The sequence below is a fragment of the Kineosporia babensis genome (genome assembly GCF_021129305.1).
GTDB classification, from domain to species: Bacteria; Actinomycetota; Actinomycetes; order Actinomycetales; family Kineosporiaceae; genus Kineosporia; species Kineosporia babensis.
The window spans coordinates 95,979-113,840 of the sequence record NZ_JAJOMB010000024.1; the positions used below are offsets into that span (position 1 = coordinate 95,979).

Below are 17,862 nucleotides of genomic sequence, written 5' to 3' on the forward strand. Positions count from 1 at the left end.
GAATCCGCAGTTTGGTGAACTCAGCCTGTAGCCCTTCCCGTCATTGCAGGGTAAGCCCAGCTTGCAGATTCAGGATCCATCACCCCAAAGGGCGCCAGGTCGCCAACTGGGCCAAGGTGTCTTGCGTCTCGGACGAGATGGAGATTGCTCCGGGAGCAGGAACCGGATCGCCTTTCGATGCCCTGCTTCGCAGCGTGGTCATGTCCACCACCGTACCGCTGTGTGAGCGCTCGAAGGGTACGAAGCTGATAGCTCGGGTCCCCTCTGGGGAAATCTGTAGCTCTCCCCGGGCATCGGGAACCACTTGACGAAGTTCGAGATTGCGCCCGGAAAGGGCGACCGCGCCCAGTTCCGCTTGGACCATCACGTCACCGGTCAGGCGGTTGCATTGCAGCGACTGTGGTTGCGCAGAGACTTCTTTGATGGCCTCCTGTTCCAGGCTGCTGGAGAAGAGGCGGACCGAACCATCGCTTCCAACGACAACGACCCTGTGTTGCGGAGTCACGCAGACACTGGTGGCTACACCCTCGATGCTCCGCAGTAGCCGACCATCGGTGGCGGCCGCGTGGATCACTGTCCCCCGATCCGTGATCCCGTAGAAGTGGTCGCCGTCCATCGCTACGCTCGTCAGCACATCGCCCGCAGGTGTGTCGGGGCTGGACAGGGAAGTCTGGTGGCCGTCGGCCAGATCAATGACTTTCAGACTCCTATCAGCAAGAGTAGCGACCACACGATCTCCCTCAGCAGTCGAGGTGATGCCTTTGACAGCACCTCCCTGGGGCCAGGTTCGGATGATGCCCTTTGGTCCCAACTGGTGGACGGCGTTGCCGGCGAACCCGATCGCCCCTCTGCTTGTTGCAACAACGAGTGGTGACAGCGGATCGGCGAGGTGCCCGACAGCGGTTGCGGGGACACGGCTGTCGAGAGAGACCGCGAAGAGGTCACCGTTCAGCATTTGGAGGAGAACCTGATCGCCGGGCAGAACTGCTGCGCTCATCGCTCCCCCGACAGAGCGAGAGAGCGGTGCGCCCTGCGCGAGGATCTCGATGCGTCCGCTGCTGTAGGCGATGGCTACCGGAGAACCCCCGTCGCGCGTGGCGACTGTCGAGAAGGCGTTCGAATCCGATGGCCTACTGACACCCACAGGAACCCAACCAGAGCTCGGGAGAGACGTAACCGCACGATTCATGATACCGATGCCGAAAGCATTCCCGGTGGGCAGACAAGCAGCGCCCCACATGGAACTTCCGCTCGAGAACGGTGATGTGGGACGGCCCTGAGCATCAAGTTCGACGTGCACCGTCTGCCAAAGGCTCTGGCGACGACTGAGCATGACCTGGGTCCGGTCGCCGCATGGCAACAGCATCGGTGCTCTGAGGGAGTTGCGAACGCTCTCGATTTGCCCGAGATTTCGCACTGTACGCCACATCTCTGGGCTGTCCGGGCTCTCGGTTCTTGCCGGTGGGGTGCGGATCGTGGCTAGATCCGTCTCCCATGTGAGGGTCAACTGTTCCCCCTGGACGCTGAAGCGGCGGACCACATCGTCGTCGGTCAGCAGGGTCAGGAGCTCTGGCCCAGGTTCGAGAGCCAGGACCGTGCCCTGATCACCCAGAACCGGGACTTCCTCGCCTGAGCTGTCGACAAAGCCCACGGTCCCCTCCTCGTCAGCCCACCAGATTCGCCCCTCGGAACCTTGGGCGAAGGCGGTGACCTCTCGATCGGAGAGCTGGGTGACTGCCTCGGTCCCGAGATCGATCGACACGAGGCGCCCGGAATCACGGAGGACGGCCAGAACCTGGGTGGGACTCACGAACGTCACCTGCTGGGAACCGATCGGACTGCTCAGGGGCAGATCACCGAGCAGCGTACCCGATGCGTCCAGGACAACCAGTCCCCGGCCATAGTTGAAGACCAGTCGGGAACCGTCCGCTGACACCGCTCCCGAACTGTAGTTTCGAATGGGGATTGGCCGAAGCACAGAGATTTCCCGCCTGGACAACACCCTCTGCAACGTTTCTCGCGTTGTGACCTTGTTGTCGAGCGACAAGGCATGCCGTGCTGCGGTGAGAGCCGCCTCGGTATCCGATCCGAGGAGGTCGGTGGCTTGCCTGGCGAATCTCAGCGACGATGCCCGGGCCTGATCGCTCCGGGCTTCGTCCTGGTGGCGTCCCTCAGCCCGAAGGAAGAACAAGGTGCCGACCACAGCCGCCAGAATTAGTCCAACAGCTGCAATCCCCAGACGCCGACGGTCCTGGATCCGGGACCGTTCATGATCGACGACCCGGAGCGCGTGGCCCCTCTGGGCATCGCTGATCCTCGGTGCGTTCAAGGCGACCTCGGCGGCAAGCAGCATCTTGGCATCTGCCAAGCGGTGCCGGGCCGCCGGTGACAGCACCCGCCTGACCCGGGAGGTCTGCTCCGCACTCCCCCGATCCATCTCTGCGCTCAGACGAAGATGGGCGAGTGCCAGATCGAGGCGCTCATCAAGAAGATCGGTAAGCGCCTGAAGTGCTTCCCGATCAGCCCGCATCACCCACGACCAGTCCCAATGATCGTCCGGCAGGAGCGGATCAGTGATGACGGCGACACGGATTCCCAGTCGGCGGGCATACTCGAATTCGCTGGTGCAGTAGGACGAGTTGCGGAGTGGAAGGCTGTCGTGCACGAGAAACGCGGCACTCTCGGCGATCGCCTCGAAGATGACCTTTTGATGCTGGAGACCAGGAGGCAGTCCGAGCGCCTCGATGGAGGTTTCTCTATCCGACAGAGAACTGGGTTTGTCCATCCAGACGCTCTGCCCGAGCTGCACGAGGTCTTGCCGCAACTGCCGAGCCTCGACGAGTCGTAAGTTGGCGTAGCAGAGAAAGATGTTATGCATCAGGGCAATCCGGCGACCGGGACGTCCAGAGCAGTGATCTCCGCAGCGGTGAGTTCGCGAGGTATCTGAGCATGAAAGCGCCTTCGGAATGCTTCGTCCGACTCCAACTGACGCTCGATCAGGCCTCCGGCCCGTTCCAGCAGCAGGACCTTGTCATTTCCGAGGAACCCCACGTCCTGAACCGTGTTGGAAGTCGAGGAGCCGTGTGCCTGCAACAAGACCTCACCAGTGGCAGTGCTGAGCACCCGAGCCTGCCTGTCGCCGAAGACGGCCACCAGGCTCGCGTCGGCGGAGACCTTCAGAGCGTAGGCGGAGAGCTCGGTGGGAATCTCTGCAACCGTGACCTCGGAATCGCCGTTTTCGACGATGAGCTGTCCGGAACTGGCCAGGTAGACGGTAGTACCGTCCGCCGCACGCGCGGCGGCCAGATTCGCACCGCCGGGGGCCGGTTTCGCACGTCCATCCTCGTCCACCACCGATCCGTTGCTGGTCACCACCGACACGCCGTTGTCTGCGTCGATGAGGATCGAGGTTGGTGGCGATCCGTCGGTCTTCAGGACCGCGCTACCTCCGTCAGCCCGCCATATCTGGGCGAAGGAATCGCCGGCAGCGACCGCCGTTGTCCCGTCATCGCTCAGGGCCAAGAGGACTCCTTGACCGACTACTGGGTCAGCCCGACCCTGGACGTCCGTGGTGGACCATTCACGGTCGCCTGACGGCATCCCGTACACACTAAGCTGGCCCGACCACAACTGGGCGACGTGATCTCCGCGTACGGAGACGGTGACCTGATTGAAGTCCGGCAGCTTCATGAATCCCCGGGAAACCAACCGGAGGGGTGAGAGAGTCACTCCGGCCAATTCACCAGCGGTCTGCCCGTAGAAGGTCGCTGTTCCCGCCGTTGGATCGACCCCCAGGCGAGATCGGGTGGCCGAACGCCGGGATGCTGCAGGCACGAAGGCGTCTATGCCCTTCGAGGCCTCCACATCGGGATAAGCCGGAGAGCTGATCTTGCTCCAGATCCTGAGGTAGGAATCAGTTCCAGCGGTCACCATATGGGACTCCCCCACCACAGCCACCAGAGGCGCGCCGCCCTGAGAAAGGCGAAGACACGGCGAAAGTTCCTGCGCTGGCGGCGCGAAGAAGCAAATGCCACCGATAGCCAACGCCAGGAGCGAACTATCGGGTCCAGGAGCAAACGTGGCCCGGCCCGGTGCATAGTCGATGGATGGCTTGCTGTCTTTCAGCAAGACGACGGTGAAGCTGTCTTCACCAGAGTCCGATTGGACGAACAGTCGCTGACCGTCTGGGGTAAATGTCACCCCGGCCACCTCCGGCTGTCGGCTGGAGTAGAGGCGGCGGCCACTGCCGAGCTCCCCTATCCAGACCCCTGTGGAGCCGCCGATGGCGACCCGGTTGCCGTCTGGGCTGATGTCGATGTCAGCCGCTGCACCGACAACCGGAGGTGGGGTTCCCCATCCGGGCGGCCTACTCAGACGCCCGTCCTCCCAGATACCCGAACGGCCTGGAGCGCTCAGAACCAGATCGTCTCCGGCCCAGATCGGCACAGCGCCTTGGAGAGAGGTCGGGAGATCTGCCGAGGTCAGAGCATCGTCGTGCCAGACCCGTAGTCGAGTGCCGACCAGCGCCACCCGGTGACCGTCGTCAGAAACCGCTGGCCGAACAGGCCGGTTCCCGGGCTCAGCAGGCAGGTTCCGCATCATGCTCCCAGCCGAGTTGTAGAGGGCGGCTGTTCCGTCCTCATACGCCACCGCTATGACGTTCCCGGAGCGAGAAGCTGCGAGCGCCTGCGCGGTCCCCGGCAACTTCGTAGAAGTGTGGGGAGGGCTGGCTGCCAGGATCTCGCGGGCCAGAGAGGTCGTGCCCGGGCTGGGGTCGAGTTGGAGGGCTGCGTCGGCCAGGAGACTCGGAATATCCGGTTCACCCTGCTCTAGAGCCTCTTTGGCCTTTCGAGCGAGCTGGGCGCCGCCGGACACGGCGGCTTCTCGCTGAGCCCGCGCAGCGGACGTCTCGGCGCGAGAGCGCTCGATCAGGAGAACAGCGCTAGTCACCATGAGTACCAGCACCACGCCGAGGACGAGCAAGTAGTTTCGCCGGCGATGCCGACGGTGCACGCTGCTGCTTTCCGACACGTAACGCCTGATCAGGGGGTGCCGATCCGGAATCGCTGCCAGAGCCAGGTCAGGTAGGTCCTCGGCGATGGCAAGGGGCCTGCCGCGCAGGAGGTCAGCCGACCTCCTGCCGTTCTCCTCCCAGCGCTGGGCCTGCCTCAGGACACGGTTGAGGTCCTCGACCCGGGCCACCCCCGCCCGGGCAAGCATCGCAACCTTGGCCGCGGCAGCCTCGTATCCGTTCTCGGGAATTCTCAGTTCCGACATCGACCCCTTCGGATTCTTCTCATCATCCGCGAAGACCACCGGAACGAAAACTTGATCAGGCGCGACAATGTCATCGGGGACGAGGGAATCGTCGGCGACGATCAGCAGTGTCAGCTCCACGGCGGGACCTGACTCGGTCACGTCGTGGATGGCAAGGCCCTGTTGCCGAAGGTGCTGCCTGAATCGCTCGGCCGGCCGGTCTGCCGCACCATTCGTCAGATCGATGATCCGGACGCTAGCCGGTAGTGACGGCTCTCTCTCGGTCGACATGAGATTCCCCCGATTGAACCCTTACCAAGGGTGAACGACTATATCGGGCAAATCGTCAACAGAGAGGGCCTTTTAGTGCTCTACCTCAGAAGCGCTCCTCAGCCAGGTCCTTCCATGCCTCGCAGTGGAGAGTCGACGGACGACCACCGACGGCTTGATCAGGTGCTGAGGCGTTCCCAGGGCAACGGTCGACCGTACCAACTCACCACTGCGTTCGAAGGTGACAACGATTGACACCCTTGGCGCATCTCGGGCTGCGCGGAAGCCGGAGCCCGGCGCGGCGGCCGGAATCAGCGGGTGGCTAAAGGGGCTGGTGGCGAGTGGCCACCTGGGAGGTGCCGATACCCCCGGAGCAGGCACGGCCTGCGCCAAGTGCGTTGCCGGAACAGTGTTATCACCTCGAATACTGCGATCCGTAGGCGATGAGGCCATGCGCGAATCACCGTGGTGCATGACTGGTCGGTAAGGCGCCAGAGCCAAGGGCCGGCCGGAAACGCCCTGGGCCGGCGGCCTGGCCGACACCCGCGAAGGCTGTTCCCGGATCGTCATCGCGGTGCCGCCTCGCCGTAGTAGCCCAGGAAGATCTCTTCCAGGTCCGGCTCGCGGATACTCAGGGAGCTGACGTCAGCCTCGGCAATGCTGCGCAACATCGCGGCCACTGCCGACCAGCAGCAGGCTGGTCAGCGGCAGCCAGGACAGGCCTCGGGCAAGCGCCCCGGACAGGCCGTCCTGCGCCGCGTCGTCCTGCAGCCGCTGGCGCTGCGAGGCGATACCCCCTGATGCCGGCCAGGTCAGAGCCACAATCCCTCCCCGTTGATGAACCACAGATGAACAAAGGCCTACCAGACGCCCGATCCATTGCGTACCGCCGGAGACTAATCAGAAAAGATGAGGGAAAAATGAGACGAACGAAATCCTGCGGGAATCCGCTTCAGCCCAACCGGTCACGATCCGCAGCAGGCGCCAGTGGCCAACGAACCCGTAGGCCGGGAGAAGCCACCGCAGCCAACCGAACCCCCTTTCAGAGCCCGCAACCCAATTGCCGGACCACATTCCTGCATTGCCGCAACCCGCCGGCCTACCCTGTGCGGCCACCGACCTTCACCAGCCCGCCCTCGTAGGCCAGGATCACCAGCTGGGCCCGGTCCCGGCACCCGCACTTGCGCAGCGCCCGATTGACATGCGCCTTCGCGGTGGCCGGGCTGATCACCAGCCGTTGCGTGATCTCGGCATTGCTCAGCCCTTCGGCGACCAGCCGGACCGCCTCGCGTTCGCGCGGCGAGAGGATCGCGATCCGTTCGGCCGGCCCACCCGGCACCAGCATCGCCTGCGACGTGCGGGGACCGCGGCGCACCGGCACCGGATTCACGTCCATCGGCCGGGCGCAGGCCGCACAACGGCCACGGCCATGAGCAGGAGACCGGTCCCGGCCACCCCGTCGAGCCACCAGTGGTTCGCGGTGAGAACCACGACTGCCACCGTGAACAGGGCGTGCAGCACGGCCGGGATCGCGATCCAGCGGGGTCCGGTGCGCACCACGACGTAGGCGATGAGCACCGCCCAGCCGATGTGCAGGCTGGGCATCGCGGCGAACTGATTCGCCACACCGGCGCTGGGTCCGTCGTAGGCGGATGGCCCGTAGACCGTCATTGAGTCGAGAAAGCCCCACTGCGGGAACATTCTCGGCGGGGCGAGCGGGAAGAGCAGGTGCACGACCAGGGCCAGGCCGGTCTGCACGATCAGCAGATTCCGGGCCCAGCGGTACTCCGGCTGGGGACGGCCGAAGAATCCCCACAGGAGGAAGGCGATCATCAGCGGGAAGTGGACACCCACGTAGTACACGTTCAGCGTCGTGAAGGCTCCGGCCGAAGGTACCAGCGACTGCAGCCAGGCCTCTGAGGGCAGGTGCAGGGCTGCCTCCAGCCCGCGGATCAGCTGGGCGTTCTGAAACGCTAGCGGCTCCTTGCCCTGGGCCAGTGACCGGCCCAGCTTGTAGAGCCCGAACAGCCCCGCGATCAGAACGAATTCCCGCAGAACAGGGCTCAGGCCGGGCCTGGATTCCAGCCGCAAGGTCACCGCGACAGGGTGTTTCATGGTTCACCTCGGGGACAGCCGTCGCCCGCCCCACGCACCGGGGCGAGCGACGGTGCGGTCACACTCTTGCAGCCAACTCCTGGTCCTGCTCAGCGATCTCGGCCCGGCCCTCCTGAGCCTGTTCACGCCGCTCGAGGTACTGGTCCACCAGCACGTTGAGCACCACCCCGGCAGCAGCCCAGATCCCGAGGGTGGCCAGGTTCTGCCCGGTGCCGACGCCGTCGAAATAGACCAGCGAACGGGCGATGTCGACCGCAGCGGCGAGCGGCAGCACATCGTGCAGCGACCGGAAGAACTCCGGAACCATGTACAGCGACAGGCCGCCGCCGGAAGCCGGGACCCCGGCCATCATCAGCACCACCATCACCGGCACGATGGCCGCGATCCCGAAGAGCCGGGTGAACACCGCAGTCGCCAGCGAGACCGAGAAGATCGTGATCGCGCCGAAGCCGATCAGCTGCCCGACCGGTGCGCTGACCGCACCGATCAGCACGTCGAACAGGAACCACAGCCACACCGACATCCCGATCGCCCAGCCGGCCAGGTGCGGCAGGAACTGCCGGAAGCGACGAAGATGCGGCGCTCCCCCACGCAGCACGGCCAGCAGCAGGAAGCCGGACATGATCCACGACATGCCCACGTACATGCTGTTACTGCCCATGGTGTCGCTGTCGTGCAGCGGTGTGACGTCGTCGGTCTGCAACTGCATCTGCTGCGCCGCGGCGATCTGGCCGAAAATGGCCTGCACCATCATCTGCTGACTCGACCCGGCCGCGGAGGAGGAGTACAACGTCGCGGGCCCCTGGGCGGAGGTGGGCAGTTCGAAGGCGGCCACGATCTCCTGGGCCCGGATGTCCTCGACCGCCTGATCGACCGAGTCCGCGACCTTGACGTCCAGAATCTTGTCCATCTGCGCGTTCAGGCCCGCCGCAGTCTGTTCCGCGCCGGTCCCGATCACGACCACCGGAATGTCGTGCGGCGTGGGTTTGTGCATCGCGAAACTCATCAGGCCCACCACCACGACCAGGATGGACAGCGGGAAGGCGACGAGGGTGGCGTAGCGGAACCGCTTGGAGCGGATCGGCCCACCGGCCAGGGCCGGGAGTTCGGCGTCCAACGGCGGGGCCCCCGGGGCGGTCTTGCCCGAGGCGCTGCGCTCGCGAAGAAGAATCAGAACGATGGACGCGGCGATCCAGACCCCGAGAACGGCCAGATGGGCGCCCACTCCCCGACCGTCGAAGTACAGGGCTGCGCGCAGAGCTTCACCCGCGGCCGGCAGCGGGAGCACACCGTGCAGGAACTGGAAGAACTCCGGCATGGTGTGGATCGACATGGCCAGGTTGGACGAGGGCATGCCGAACGAGACCCACAACAGCATGCCCAGCAGTACGGCCAACGGCCCCAGGATCTTGCTGAACAACAGCTGGGCCAGCCCGACCGCGCTGGTGGCGAGCAGGCCCACCCCCAGGTAGACCAGGTAGTGCCCGTCGATCGCGCCGACGATCGGCCCCTGGATCAGCCAGATGATCGTGCTGGTCGCCACGGCCCAGCCCAGCATCACCGGCAGGAACCGGCGCAGGCGCAGCAACTGCGGGCTGTTCTGCAGCATGATGCTCAGCGGCACGTACCCGGCCAGCATCATGCCCATCGCCGCGAACATCACCGAGATCCCGGCCTGATCACCGTCGGGCAGCGGCGCCACCTCGTCCGAGACCACGGTCCAGTTCGCCGCGACGGCCACCGGGGTCAGGAGCTGGCGAGCCGTTGCCGCCTGGGAGGCTCCCGCTGCACTGGCGGTGAGAATCGCCGCCGGCTCTCCGGAGTTCGCCGGAGGCTGGAGAGCGGCCACGATCTCCTGATCACGCAGGAGATCGACGGCTGCTTCGCGAGTGGGCACCGAACGGGCCTCGACCGCATCGCCGCTCAGAGCGTCCTTGATCGACTCGGCCTCGGCACCGTTGCCGATCACCGCCACGGGCAGGTCCCGCGGATGCGGGGAGTGCATCGTGCCCATGTAGGTCGCGAACATCATCGTGATCATCAGGAACGGGATCACGAAGAGGAACACGGTGCGGACGATGTGCTCCTTCCGGCTGGCACTGTCCGCATCACTTCCCGGTGCAACGGCACCACCGGACGTGTCGGCTACTGCATCCACAAAGGTCTCCACAAGCGTCTATAAGTCATGTGACTTAGACGGTAGCTTAAGTCGCGTGACTTACAAAAGCCCGGTCGAACGGCCGTTCCAGATGCCGGTCGGCTAGGTTGAGGCCCCAGAAAACAGGACCGAGGCAAGGAGATCCGGAGTTGGCCAGGTCGGAGGCCGCGCGCACGGCATTACTGGACACCGCCGAAAGACTGTTCGCTCAGCACGGAGTGGCCTCGGTGTCCGACCGCAGGGTGGCCGACGAGGCCGGCAACACCAACCACTCGGCAGTTCGCTACTACTTCGGCGACCGCGACGGGCTACTGCGCGCGCTCCTGGAACGGCACACCAACGCGGTGGAGGCGATCCGGATCCAGTCCCCGGCCGAGGAGGACACCATCCTCGGCGACATCCGCACTCTGGTCATGCCGTCGATCAGCATGCTCGCCACGCTTCCCCGGCCGAGCTGGCGGGCCCGCTTCACCGCCCAGTCGATGCACGAACCAGGCCTGCGCGAGCTCAAGCGCGAGTTGCTCACCTCCTCCACGGTCTTCGGGCAACGTGTCCGGTCGCTCACCGAAAGGCTTTCCCATCTGGACCGTTCGGTGGTGCAGGGCCGCGCGATCCTGATCTCCCGGCTGGTGCTCAGCACCACGGCCGAGTACGAGGCGAAGACGGAACGGGAGGGGATCGAACCCTGCTGGCCGGAGGTCGGCTCGTTCCTGGCCGACGCCATCGCGGGCATGCTCAGCGCTCCGGTGACGAATCCCGTCGGCTCCGCTCCACTCGGCGCCGACGAGCTCTGAGCCGGTCGACCCCAGGAACTCCTGCTGCGGGCCGGCCGTTAAGGTGAACGCGCATTCTGCGGGCATGGGCTCGCGCAGTTTGCCGACCGAGAGGGCAGCAGTGAACAGGGCAGGGCGGTCGGAGAAGATCGCGTTCGAGCAGGTCCTCCTGCACCGGTACGCGCTCTCGCCGGTGAACCGTCCTGGGCACCTGGACCGCAGCATCTTCATCATCCTGAGCCGGATCCACGATCAGGGCCCGATGACGATCGGTGAGCTCAGCGCCGCCTTCGGCCTCGATGTCTCGACGTTGAACCGGCAGACCGCGAGCGCGCTGCGCCAAGGCCTGCTGGAACGGCTTCCGGCGACGAACGAGTGCATCGCCCGCCGGTTCGGGCTGACCCCGGCCGGGCAGAGTGCGCTGGACTCCCAGCACGAGATCGTCGTCGCCGTGCTCGACCAGGTCATGTCCACCTGGTCCGATCACGATGTCACCGAGTTCGGCTGCTACCTGGAGCGATTCAACCTGGAGCTCGAGAAGCGCACGGGGCGGCACTGGCCGCGCCACCCGCAGAACTGATCGCTGCCGATGCGACATAGGGAGCTTTTCGACGAGGCAGTGGGACGGCCCGCGTTTCCAGAGCGGGCCGGTGGACCACATCGTCTCCGATCGGAAGGCCCTGCCCGGATGACCAGCGATCTGAAGATCAGCTCGAGTGACGTCACGCTGGCCGCCGATCACTGGGACAGTCCCCCGTATCGGTTCCCGAGGCCCATGGAGGCCCATGCTCACGGCTAGACGATCATGAAATCTGTAACGCACCGCTACAAGATCACACAATTTGTGCCAGAACTCGTTTACGCGACCGGCCCGGCCCGGAGCATTCACCGTCCAACGCCGAATACCCCTGCCAAACGAAACCGATTCCACCTCAGGAGCCCTCGCCCGAAACTTCTTGAAAGACCTGGGTTAACCGCTGACGCAGGTTGGAATGGGCTCAGTTGTCCTGGACAGCAACCGTCCTCAGCCGCGGCGGACCTCGCCTTTGAGCCCTGTCCGGTAGAGTTGCCAGCCGTCCGAAGGGGGCAGCGCTGCCGCTAGCTCTTCGGCGTAGACCTCGGCCAGACGCTCGTTCTGAGCACCGAATCGAACGACAGCCCCCGGATGCCGCGCCAAGAGCGAGGGTAGATTCTGGACCAGCTCTTCCCTCAGTCGTCGGCCCTGCCCTGCACCGACCCGCCGGGCGATGTGGGAATGCAAACTTAACTCGACCTGGTCTTCGTCCCCCTTTACACGAAGACCGATCAACGCGCTGCCGGCGTCATCGATAAGGAGGACACTGCGGCGATCGAAGAAGACGTAAGCCGTCGCGGCCGTCATGACCGGCCAGTACAGCGTGACCGCCAGGGCCAAGAGACCGGCGGCAATTGTCAGGAACGGCAGTGCGGGAAAGTATCGCCCGAACAACGCTACGTCAGCGAACCACACGAGGGCTCCGGTACCGACTACCAGCCCCCAGGTGGGCCAGTTACGGACGGCAGTACCGAGCATCCAAAGCGTCAGCGCTCGCCAGGTCTCACCGTACGAGGCGAGACGAACCTTGCCTGCCGTTACGGTTGCGACTAGGTCCACCCTGAGTCGCAGAGCGGGATCGAAGTTGCCGTCGCTCTCCTCGATCCCGCTGCGCGACTGCCCGGCGGGGTCAGGCACGGTCTGCTAGGTAGGACCGCCGTGCGCGCCGCCAGCGAGGTCGCATGAAGGCCACGTAGCGGGGCCAGAACCGTCCCAAGCGGAGGTACATCGGAACCGGAGCATCCCACCTTCCTGGATGCTCCGCCTCCACCGCCCGCCTGTACAGGTCCGAGGTCGCATCGACCGGATCCCTCGGAACCACCCCGGTCGCAGCCCACAACGCCTCACGAACCCATTGCCCAGGACCATGAACCCTGAAGTTCCCGACCTTGGTGGCGTCATCACGACTGCGCTCGAGGATCACGACGATGCCGGACTCGTCCTCGGGATCGTCGTCGGACTCGTCCCCGTCGCCAAACCCCTCGACCTCAAGAGCGGTGATATGCGCCGAGATGAACTCCTGATCCGTGATCCGTGCTTGGAACACCACCAGGTCCTCCTCGACGTACTCGTCGAAGAAGCTGCCCTCCTGGGTGCCGACCGGCATCGGCTCGGCCCCCCAGGACTTCAGGAGACGGACGGCGTCTGCGACGGTCGACGCGTCGGGCACCTGGTAGTAGTCACGAGCCTGCGCCTGCTCGGCGGCGGAGTCAGCAGTGGTCATCACGGTTCCGATCGCGAGGATGCTCTAAAGGGCACGACCATAGAACGAATGCATGTGCGGCGTGCGCCCATTGGGATGGTAGTGCCACATGTGGCCAGACCCGGCGCCGCCGTGAACCTCTTCGCGCACCGGGTTCAACCCGCCCTTGACGCCCTTGGCGATGGATTTGGCCCGAGCTTTTGTCGTGGACCACACGTCCTGGCTCTTCTTACCCCGCGCCACGGCCGCCGACGCGGTGAGTCCACGTCCGCTGATGTATACCTTGTTGTTCTGGACCTTGGCCGGGTAGTGGTAGCGCTTCTTGTCCTGTGAACGCTTCTTGTTCTCGTCGATGATCCGGCCGACCGCCCGACCCGCCTCGAGGGCTGCAATACCGCCGATCACGATCGCAGCACCAATGGCCATGTAGTAGAGCATGGTCGCCGCCGAGATTCCGACGAAAGCAATGGGGATCGCGAAAGCCGGTCCTGGGATGGACTCCTGGGCCGTGGCCGAGTCGTAGTCGTAGGTCCGTCCCGTGTCCGTGTCAGCCAGGGTGAAGACCGTACGCTCAGGAGTCGACGTCTCAACGTCGATGTCGTAGGTGGAGGTCACCGTTCGCCCACTAACGGCGTCGGTGACCGTGACGGTCCCATGCGCAGTCTCGGGGTCCAGTCGCAGATCGATCGCATACGGGTCATTAGCGGCCTGTGCCTCAGCTTCGACCTGGATCTCGTCCAGACCGATTTCGACCGACCCAGCCTCAAGCCCTTCCTGCTCCAGGCCTTCGGCGACGATCTCCTCACCGGTCATACCCTCGGTGTCAAACCCCAAGTCTTCAAGCGGCTTGGTGGCACTTAGGGCAGCGACCCCGGCGCTGTTCTGCGTGAACGCGTGGTCGGACGCCGATGCCGACGTGCCCCCCAGAGCGGTCAGTACCAGAGCAGCGGTGACCGGCACCGCTACAGTGCGCAGACCTGCGGTCAGGCGGGTGATGTGTTCCGGATGACTCGATTTCACGGGATCATGATCACAGATTTCCCATATGAAACGAATACTTTCTAAGGCGTTGAAAGCGTGACGCACGTATCATTGCACTCACAGCTAGTCGTCATCTAAGCAAGGATCCATTCCGAGTAACGGGTGGCGACTCGGAGCAGTTTGATCGCGCTGAACGGCGAGCTCGCAGTGATCTTCGGCGAGGTGCGGCGTGGCTGCCCGATTCAGGCCGCGGAACCTCGATAGGATGGAACCTCTCACGGTGTCTGTCACAGAGATCCCGCGCGTAGATGAGCGTCTTATGTGAAGGGGTTTCTCGAGGTATCCGAGGGCCTTGTCAGGCGTCGCTGAGGAAGCCGACCAACGAGGGGTTTCCGTCATCGAAGATGCCGACTGCCGAACCCCTTGATCGGCACCGCCACCGTGCCGACAGACACGACCACGACCTGATGCCCACTCGATCCACCGCCGAGGCTGTCGGCGCCCTGCCGGTCTCGGTCCGGACCGACCCGAGGGCCCGAAATGACCTTGGCCCGTCGGCGATCAACACGAGATGACCCCTGCCCGTGCCGGCCTCTGGTAGGCAAGGGTGGTCAACCGTGACAGGAGCCCGACCCGGTGATCATCGTTGTGGACCCTCAGCAGGCCGAGTCAGACCTGCGGGCCGGCCGCCTGGCCTGCCCCTCCTGCGGCGCGAGCCTGCAGGCCTGGTCGCACGCACGAGCACGCCGCATCCGGCAACTGAGCGGCCCAGACCTGCTGATCCGGCCCCGACGCGCCCGCTGCCGCCACTGCTCCCGCACACATGTGCTCCTGCCGTCCACATGCCAGCCGCGCCGCGCCGACGCCACCGAGGTCATCGCAAACGCTCTGCACGCCAGCGTCTTCGGGCACGGGCGACGCCGGATCGCCGCCACACTGGGACGGCCTGAGTCCACCGTCCGCCGATGGCTGCGGGCAGGCCGGCCCGCGCACGCCACACGCCTCTACCACCAGGCAGCCCGGCTGCTCATCGAACTCCGCGCAGACATCTTCAACGCCCTGGCCCACGACCGAGACACCGTCAACGCCAGTCCGCTACGCCAGGCCCTGACCATGATCGGCGCCTGCATCGCCGCCATCACAGCCCGAACGCCCTCGACCGGCCACCACCGCCCGGCGCTCATCGGGGCCATCACCGACGGACGCCTGATCCCACCAGCCACTCCCGGATAACGACCCCAGCCGTCCGGCGCCCTCTCACGCCCGGAGACTGCCACCACCATGCCGACGAACCCACATCGGCACCATCACCAAGCCGACCAGCCCGTCGCCCTGCCGACAAGACAGCCATTTTCATCGGCATCCTGAACGACGTCTACGTCGGCATGTTCAACGCCGCCGAACAGGGCCTCGTGCTGTTCCTGTCCGTCTCACTGGCCGCCGGACGTGATCGGTGTGGCACACGTTCGGGCGCAAGGGCTTTAACTCCCTACTGGCAAGCGGTTCTGGTGTTGCGGTGGCTCATCGACGACACCCGGATGATCGTGTTAGCCAGAGACAACAAGATCTCTGTCTCGACGGCCTACAGCTACCAGAGCGAGGGCATCACGGTGCTGGCCGCGCGCCAGCCCGGGCCGCCGGTCACACGCACGTGATCCTGGACGGGACCCTGATCGAGACCGACCGTATCCACACCCGCGGGCCCACACCCGGGGTGGATCTGTGGTGGTCGGGCAAGCACGCCCGTCACGGCGGGAACATTCAGGCCGTCTCCGCGCCAGAGGGCTGGCCGTTGTGGACCTCGAACGTACGCCCAGGCAACAAACACGACACCACCGCGGCCCGCTCCGATGCGCACCTGCTCGACACCGAGCACAAGGCGCTGGCGGACCGGCTACGAAGGCGAAAAGGACGTGCTACTTGTTCCCGTTCAAGACACCCGCGAGCGGCAGCCTGGCCATGAGCCAGAAGGCCCACAACAGCCTCCGCAGTGCCGTACGGGCCCTGGGTGACCCGTCAACCCGGTCCTGAAAACAACGTTCAAGGCCTTACGCCGCTGGCACGGGTGCCCCTGGCGCGTCGGCGGCATCGTCGCCGCAGCCCTCGTTCTTCTCCACCACGAAGGTGGCCGCACGACATGATCACGGTCTGTTTGATGCGGCTACTCGGGCAGACTCACTAGGTCTATTCGTTACTCATTGGGATAAAACCACGCGGCTCCTCCAGCTCACCTGTGACTAACTGCTGCAGCACATCCCGCGCAACCACGGCGGCCGCGATCGAGGTGCCGGACTCGGTTCGCACGACCCCGTCCGGACCGACCACGGGCACATTCACACCTGCTGCGAACGTATCCACCGGCTCGCTGGCCGAGAGCTCCCAGAGACGCCCGTCCCGATACCGAGCCCCGACAGAGAGCACATCCGGGTAGCGCGCTGGGTAGTCCGCCGGAAGAAACCGAACATTTCCTGCTGCCGCCACGACCATGGCGCCGTGCGAACTGGCTTGCTGCACAGCCGCTTGCAGAGCATCTGCGCCCCGGCGCACTCCACGGCTGACGAGAATGACGTCGGCCCCCCGATCAACGGCCCTGCCGATGCCCCGGGCAATCGCATCAGCACCGACGTCGGTACCCGCATCGATGTTGATGCTCAGAACCTCGACCAAGTCTGGATCAACAGCCTCCGCACTGAGACCGTTTACACCGAGGGCGACCGAGGCCATCATCGTGCCGTGGCTGCTCGACACGAAATCGGTGTCTCGGGAGATCGAGTACTCGCGGAAAACATTTAAATTAGCCGCTATCCCAGAATCCACCACCGCCAAGCGGACCACCGCGTCCGGCCGTGCCGAATCCTGTTGCCAGGAGCACCCACTCAGGACAGCCAGGGTGACGACGGACAGTGACGCAACGGCGGCGCCGGAACGCCCGAATCTCGGAGGCATCTGAGCACCCTAGCCTTGATCCTGCAGGAAGCCCGACGGGGTGGTGCTCGCAGAATGGTGAGAGTGCCCGTCCGACAGTGAGATTCTCATCTTGTCTAAGAAGTCAGAAGCATGTCCGGGGAGCACTCTCTGGGTGAAGAGTATCGGCGCACGGTCGTGGCCGGAGGTCACGACCGATGGAACGGGTGTGGTCAGCCACGCCGGGACGCTTCTGTTGCGGGAACTGGCTGAGCGGTTGGGCCGGCGTGCTGGGTTGTCGGAGGCGGCTGATGGTTTGCGTCTCCGCAGTTCAGGGCACGATCCGGGTCAGATTCTCACGGATTTGGCGGCGATGCTGGCTGGTGGCGGCGAAGCGATCAGCGGCATGGCCGCGTTGAACGATCGATCGCGGTTGCACGGCCCGGTGGTCTCGACCGCAACAGCGTGGAGGGGCCTGGACGAAGGCATGCAGGGCGAGCCGGGCGCGGCGCGGGCCGCCGCACGGCACCGGGCGTGGCTAGTCTTAGCGGAACTGACCGGCCGGATGCTGCCGCCGGCTTGTGCTGCCGGGCGGGTGCTGGATTATGCGGTGCTGGACCTGGAGGCCACGCTGGTTAAGGTCCGTTCAGATCAGAAAGAGCAGGCGGCAGCCCATTTCAGGGGCGGTTCGGGTTCCATCCGCTGCTGTGCTTTCTGGACAACACCAACGAGGCCCTGGCCGGGATGAGATCCAGCGCCCGGGCAACGCCGGCGCGAACACCGCCGCCGACCACATCACCGCCCTGGAATCGGCCCTGGACCAGCGGCCCGCAGCCGTAAGGGCTGAGATGGTCCTGGTGCGCACCGACGGCGCCGGGTTCTCCCACGCGTTCACCGAGCACCTCACTGCTCAAGGGCTCTGATATTCGATCGGTACGCCGTCACCGAGGACGTTCGGGCTACGATAGCGATGCTGACCGAATGGGTCTGAGGCATCGCCGATGGCCACGACGGACGCCGCCGCGAGGGAGCACAGGCGCGAGCTGACCCAGCCCTTGGCCGAGGCCACCCGGCTGCGCCGGGCGGCCTCCCGCCGCGCCCGCCTTCTCACCGGCAAACCTGCCAAGAA

Annotated in this window: 15 protein-coding genes and 1 pseudogene; 6 read left to right on the forward strand and 10 right to left on the reverse strand. The window is 65.1% G+C overall.

Annotated elements, in window-relative coordinates; genetic code table 11:
• Positions 1–79: 79 nt before the first annotated feature.
• The 6 genes from LR394_RS33235 to LR394_RS33260 form a co-directional block, all read right to left on the reverse strand.
• Positions 80–2,878 carry a hypothetical protein gene (locus LR394_RS33235; RefSeq protein WP_231448592.1) on the reverse strand — a complete coding sequence of 933 codons (2,799 nt, stop codon included), beginning with the start codon at positions 2,876–2,878 and terminating at the stop codon, positions 80–82.
• Positions 2,878–5,397: a WD40 repeat domain-containing protein gene (locus tag LR394_RS33240; protein ID WP_231448593.1), complete on the reverse strand. Its 2,520-nt coding sequence runs from the start codon at positions 5,395–5,397 to the stop codon at positions 2,878–2,880. Before LR394_RS33240 ends, LR394_RS33235 begins: the two co-directional genes overlap by 1 nt.
• A 774-nt stretch (positions 5,398–6,171) precedes the next feature.
• The gene (locus LR394_RS33245) at positions 6,172–6,348 is read right to left on the reverse strand and encodes a hypothetical protein (protein ID WP_231448594.1); all 177 of its coding nucleotides are present in this window, start codon (positions 6,346–6,348) and stop codon (positions 6,172–6,174) included.
• A 277-nt stretch (positions 6,349–6,625) separates the two neighbouring features.
• Positions 6,626–6,922, reverse strand: a complete 297-nt coding sequence (locus LR394_RS33250) for a response regulator transcription factor (protein WP_231448595.1) — start codon at positions 6,920–6,922, stop codon at positions 6,626–6,628.
• Positions 6,913–7,641 (reverse strand): phosphatase PAP2 family protein, encoded by a 729-nt coding sequence (locus LR394_RS33255; protein ID WP_231448596.1) that lies wholly within the window; start codon positions 7,639–7,641, stop codon positions 6,913–6,915. The genes LR394_RS33250 and LR394_RS33255 overlap by 10 nt, the downstream gene beginning before the upstream one ends.
• Positions 7,642–7,699: 58 nt before the next feature.
• Complete coding sequence (locus LR394_RS33260; protein ID WP_231448597.1) at positions 7,700–9,709, reverse strand: ABC transporter permease; 2,010 nt, start codon at positions 9,707–9,709, stop codon at positions 7,700–7,702.
• Between the two features lie 239 nt (positions 9,710–9,948).
• Between LR394_RS33260 and LR394_RS33265 the strand changes: the two genes are divergently transcribed.
• Complete coding sequence (locus LR394_RS33265; RefSeq protein WP_231448598.1) at positions 9,949–10,593, forward strand: TetR/AcrR family transcriptional regulator; 645 nt, start codon at positions 9,949–9,951, stop codon at positions 10,591–10,593.
• A 100-nt stretch (positions 10,594–10,693) separates the two neighbouring features.
• Positions 10,694–11,152, forward strand: coding sequence for a MarR family winged helix-turn-helix transcriptional regulator (locus LR394_RS33270; protein WP_231448599.1), 459 nt, complete (start codon positions 10,694–10,696; stop codon positions 11,150–11,152).
• A 444-nt stretch (positions 11,153–11,596) separates the two neighbouring features.
• Here LR394_RS33270 and LR394_RS33275 read toward each other — a convergent pair whose 3' ends face one another.
• The 3 genes from LR394_RS33275 to LR394_RS33285 are packed head-to-tail and all read right to left on the reverse strand — an operon-like array spanning position 11,597 to position 13,868.
• Positions 11,597–12,283: a hypothetical protein gene (locus LR394_RS33275; RefSeq protein ID WP_231448600.1), complete on the reverse strand. Its 687-nt coding sequence runs from the start codon at positions 12,281–12,283 to the stop codon at positions 11,597–11,599.
• Positions 12,276–12,869 (reverse strand): hypothetical protein, encoded by a 594-nt coding sequence (locus LR394_RS33280; RefSeq protein ID WP_231448601.1) that lies wholly within the window; start codon positions 12,867–12,869, stop codon positions 12,276–12,278. Before LR394_RS33280 ends, LR394_RS33275 begins: the two co-directional genes overlap by 8 nt.
• 24 nt (positions 12,870–12,893) lie before the next feature.
• Positions 12,894–13,868 carry a hypothetical protein gene (locus LR394_RS33285; RefSeq protein ID WP_231448602.1) on the reverse strand — a complete coding sequence of 325 codons (975 nt, stop codon included), beginning with the start codon at positions 13,866–13,868 and terminating at the stop codon, positions 12,894–12,896.
• Positions 13,869–14,465: 597 nt separating this feature from the next.
• On the opposite strand from LR394_RS33285, the gene LR394_RS33290 reads away from it, so the two are divergent.
• Together LR394_RS33290 and LR394_RS33295 are read left to right on the forward strand one after the other, a co-directional pair.
• Positions 14,466–15,062, forward strand: a complete 597-nt coding sequence (locus LR394_RS33290; protein ID WP_231448603.1) for a DUF6431 domain-containing protein — start codon at positions 14,466–14,468, stop codon at positions 15,060–15,062.
• A gap of 152 nt (positions 15,063–15,214) precedes the next feature.
• Positions 15,215–15,970 (forward strand): annotated as a pseudogene (locus tag LR394_RS33295) (transposase family protein).
• Positions 15,971–16,013: 43 nt separating this feature from the next.
• On the opposite strand, the gene LR394_RS33300 reads toward LR394_RS33295, so the two are convergent.
• On the reverse strand, positions 16,014–16,649 hold the full coding sequence (locus LR394_RS33300) for a S8 family serine peptidase (protein WP_231448645.1): 636 nt from the start codon (positions 16,647–16,649) through the stop codon (positions 16,014–16,016).
• 259 nt (positions 16,650–16,908) lie between these two features.
• Here LR394_RS33300 and LR394_RS43985 point away from each other — a divergent pair, with 259 nt between their 5' ends.
• On the forward strand, positions 16,909–17,481 hold the full coding sequence (locus tag LR394_RS43985) for a transposase (RefSeq protein WP_231448604.1): 573 nt from the start codon (positions 16,909–16,911) through the stop codon (positions 17,479–17,481).
• Entirely contained in the window at positions 17,441–17,656 is a 216-nt protein-coding gene (locus LR394_RS43990) for a hypothetical protein (protein ID WP_231448605.1), read from the forward strand. The genes LR394_RS43985 and LR394_RS43990 overlap by 41 nt, the downstream gene beginning before the upstream one ends.
• Positions 17,657–17,862: the final 206 nt, after the last annotated feature.

Bases quoted from the DNA above. Each gene is read 5' to 3' on its own strand.
- LR394_RS33235 (WP_231448592.1), bottom strand. From the start codon at position 2,878: ATGCATAACATCTTTCTCTGCTACGCCAACTTACGACTCGTCGAGGCT.
- LR394_RS33250 (WP_231448595.1), bottom strand. From the start codon at position 6,922: ATGGACGTGAATCCGGTGCCGGTGCGCCGCGGTCCCCGCACGTCGCAG.
- LR394_RS33255 (WP_231448596.1), bottom strand. From the start codon at position 7,641: ATGAAACACCCTGTCGCGGTGACCTTGCGGCTGGAATCCAGGCCCGGC.
- LR394_RS33280 (WP_231448601.1), bottom strand. From the start codon at position 12,869: ATGACCACTGCTGACTCCGCCGCCGAGCAGGCGCAGGCTCGTGACTAC.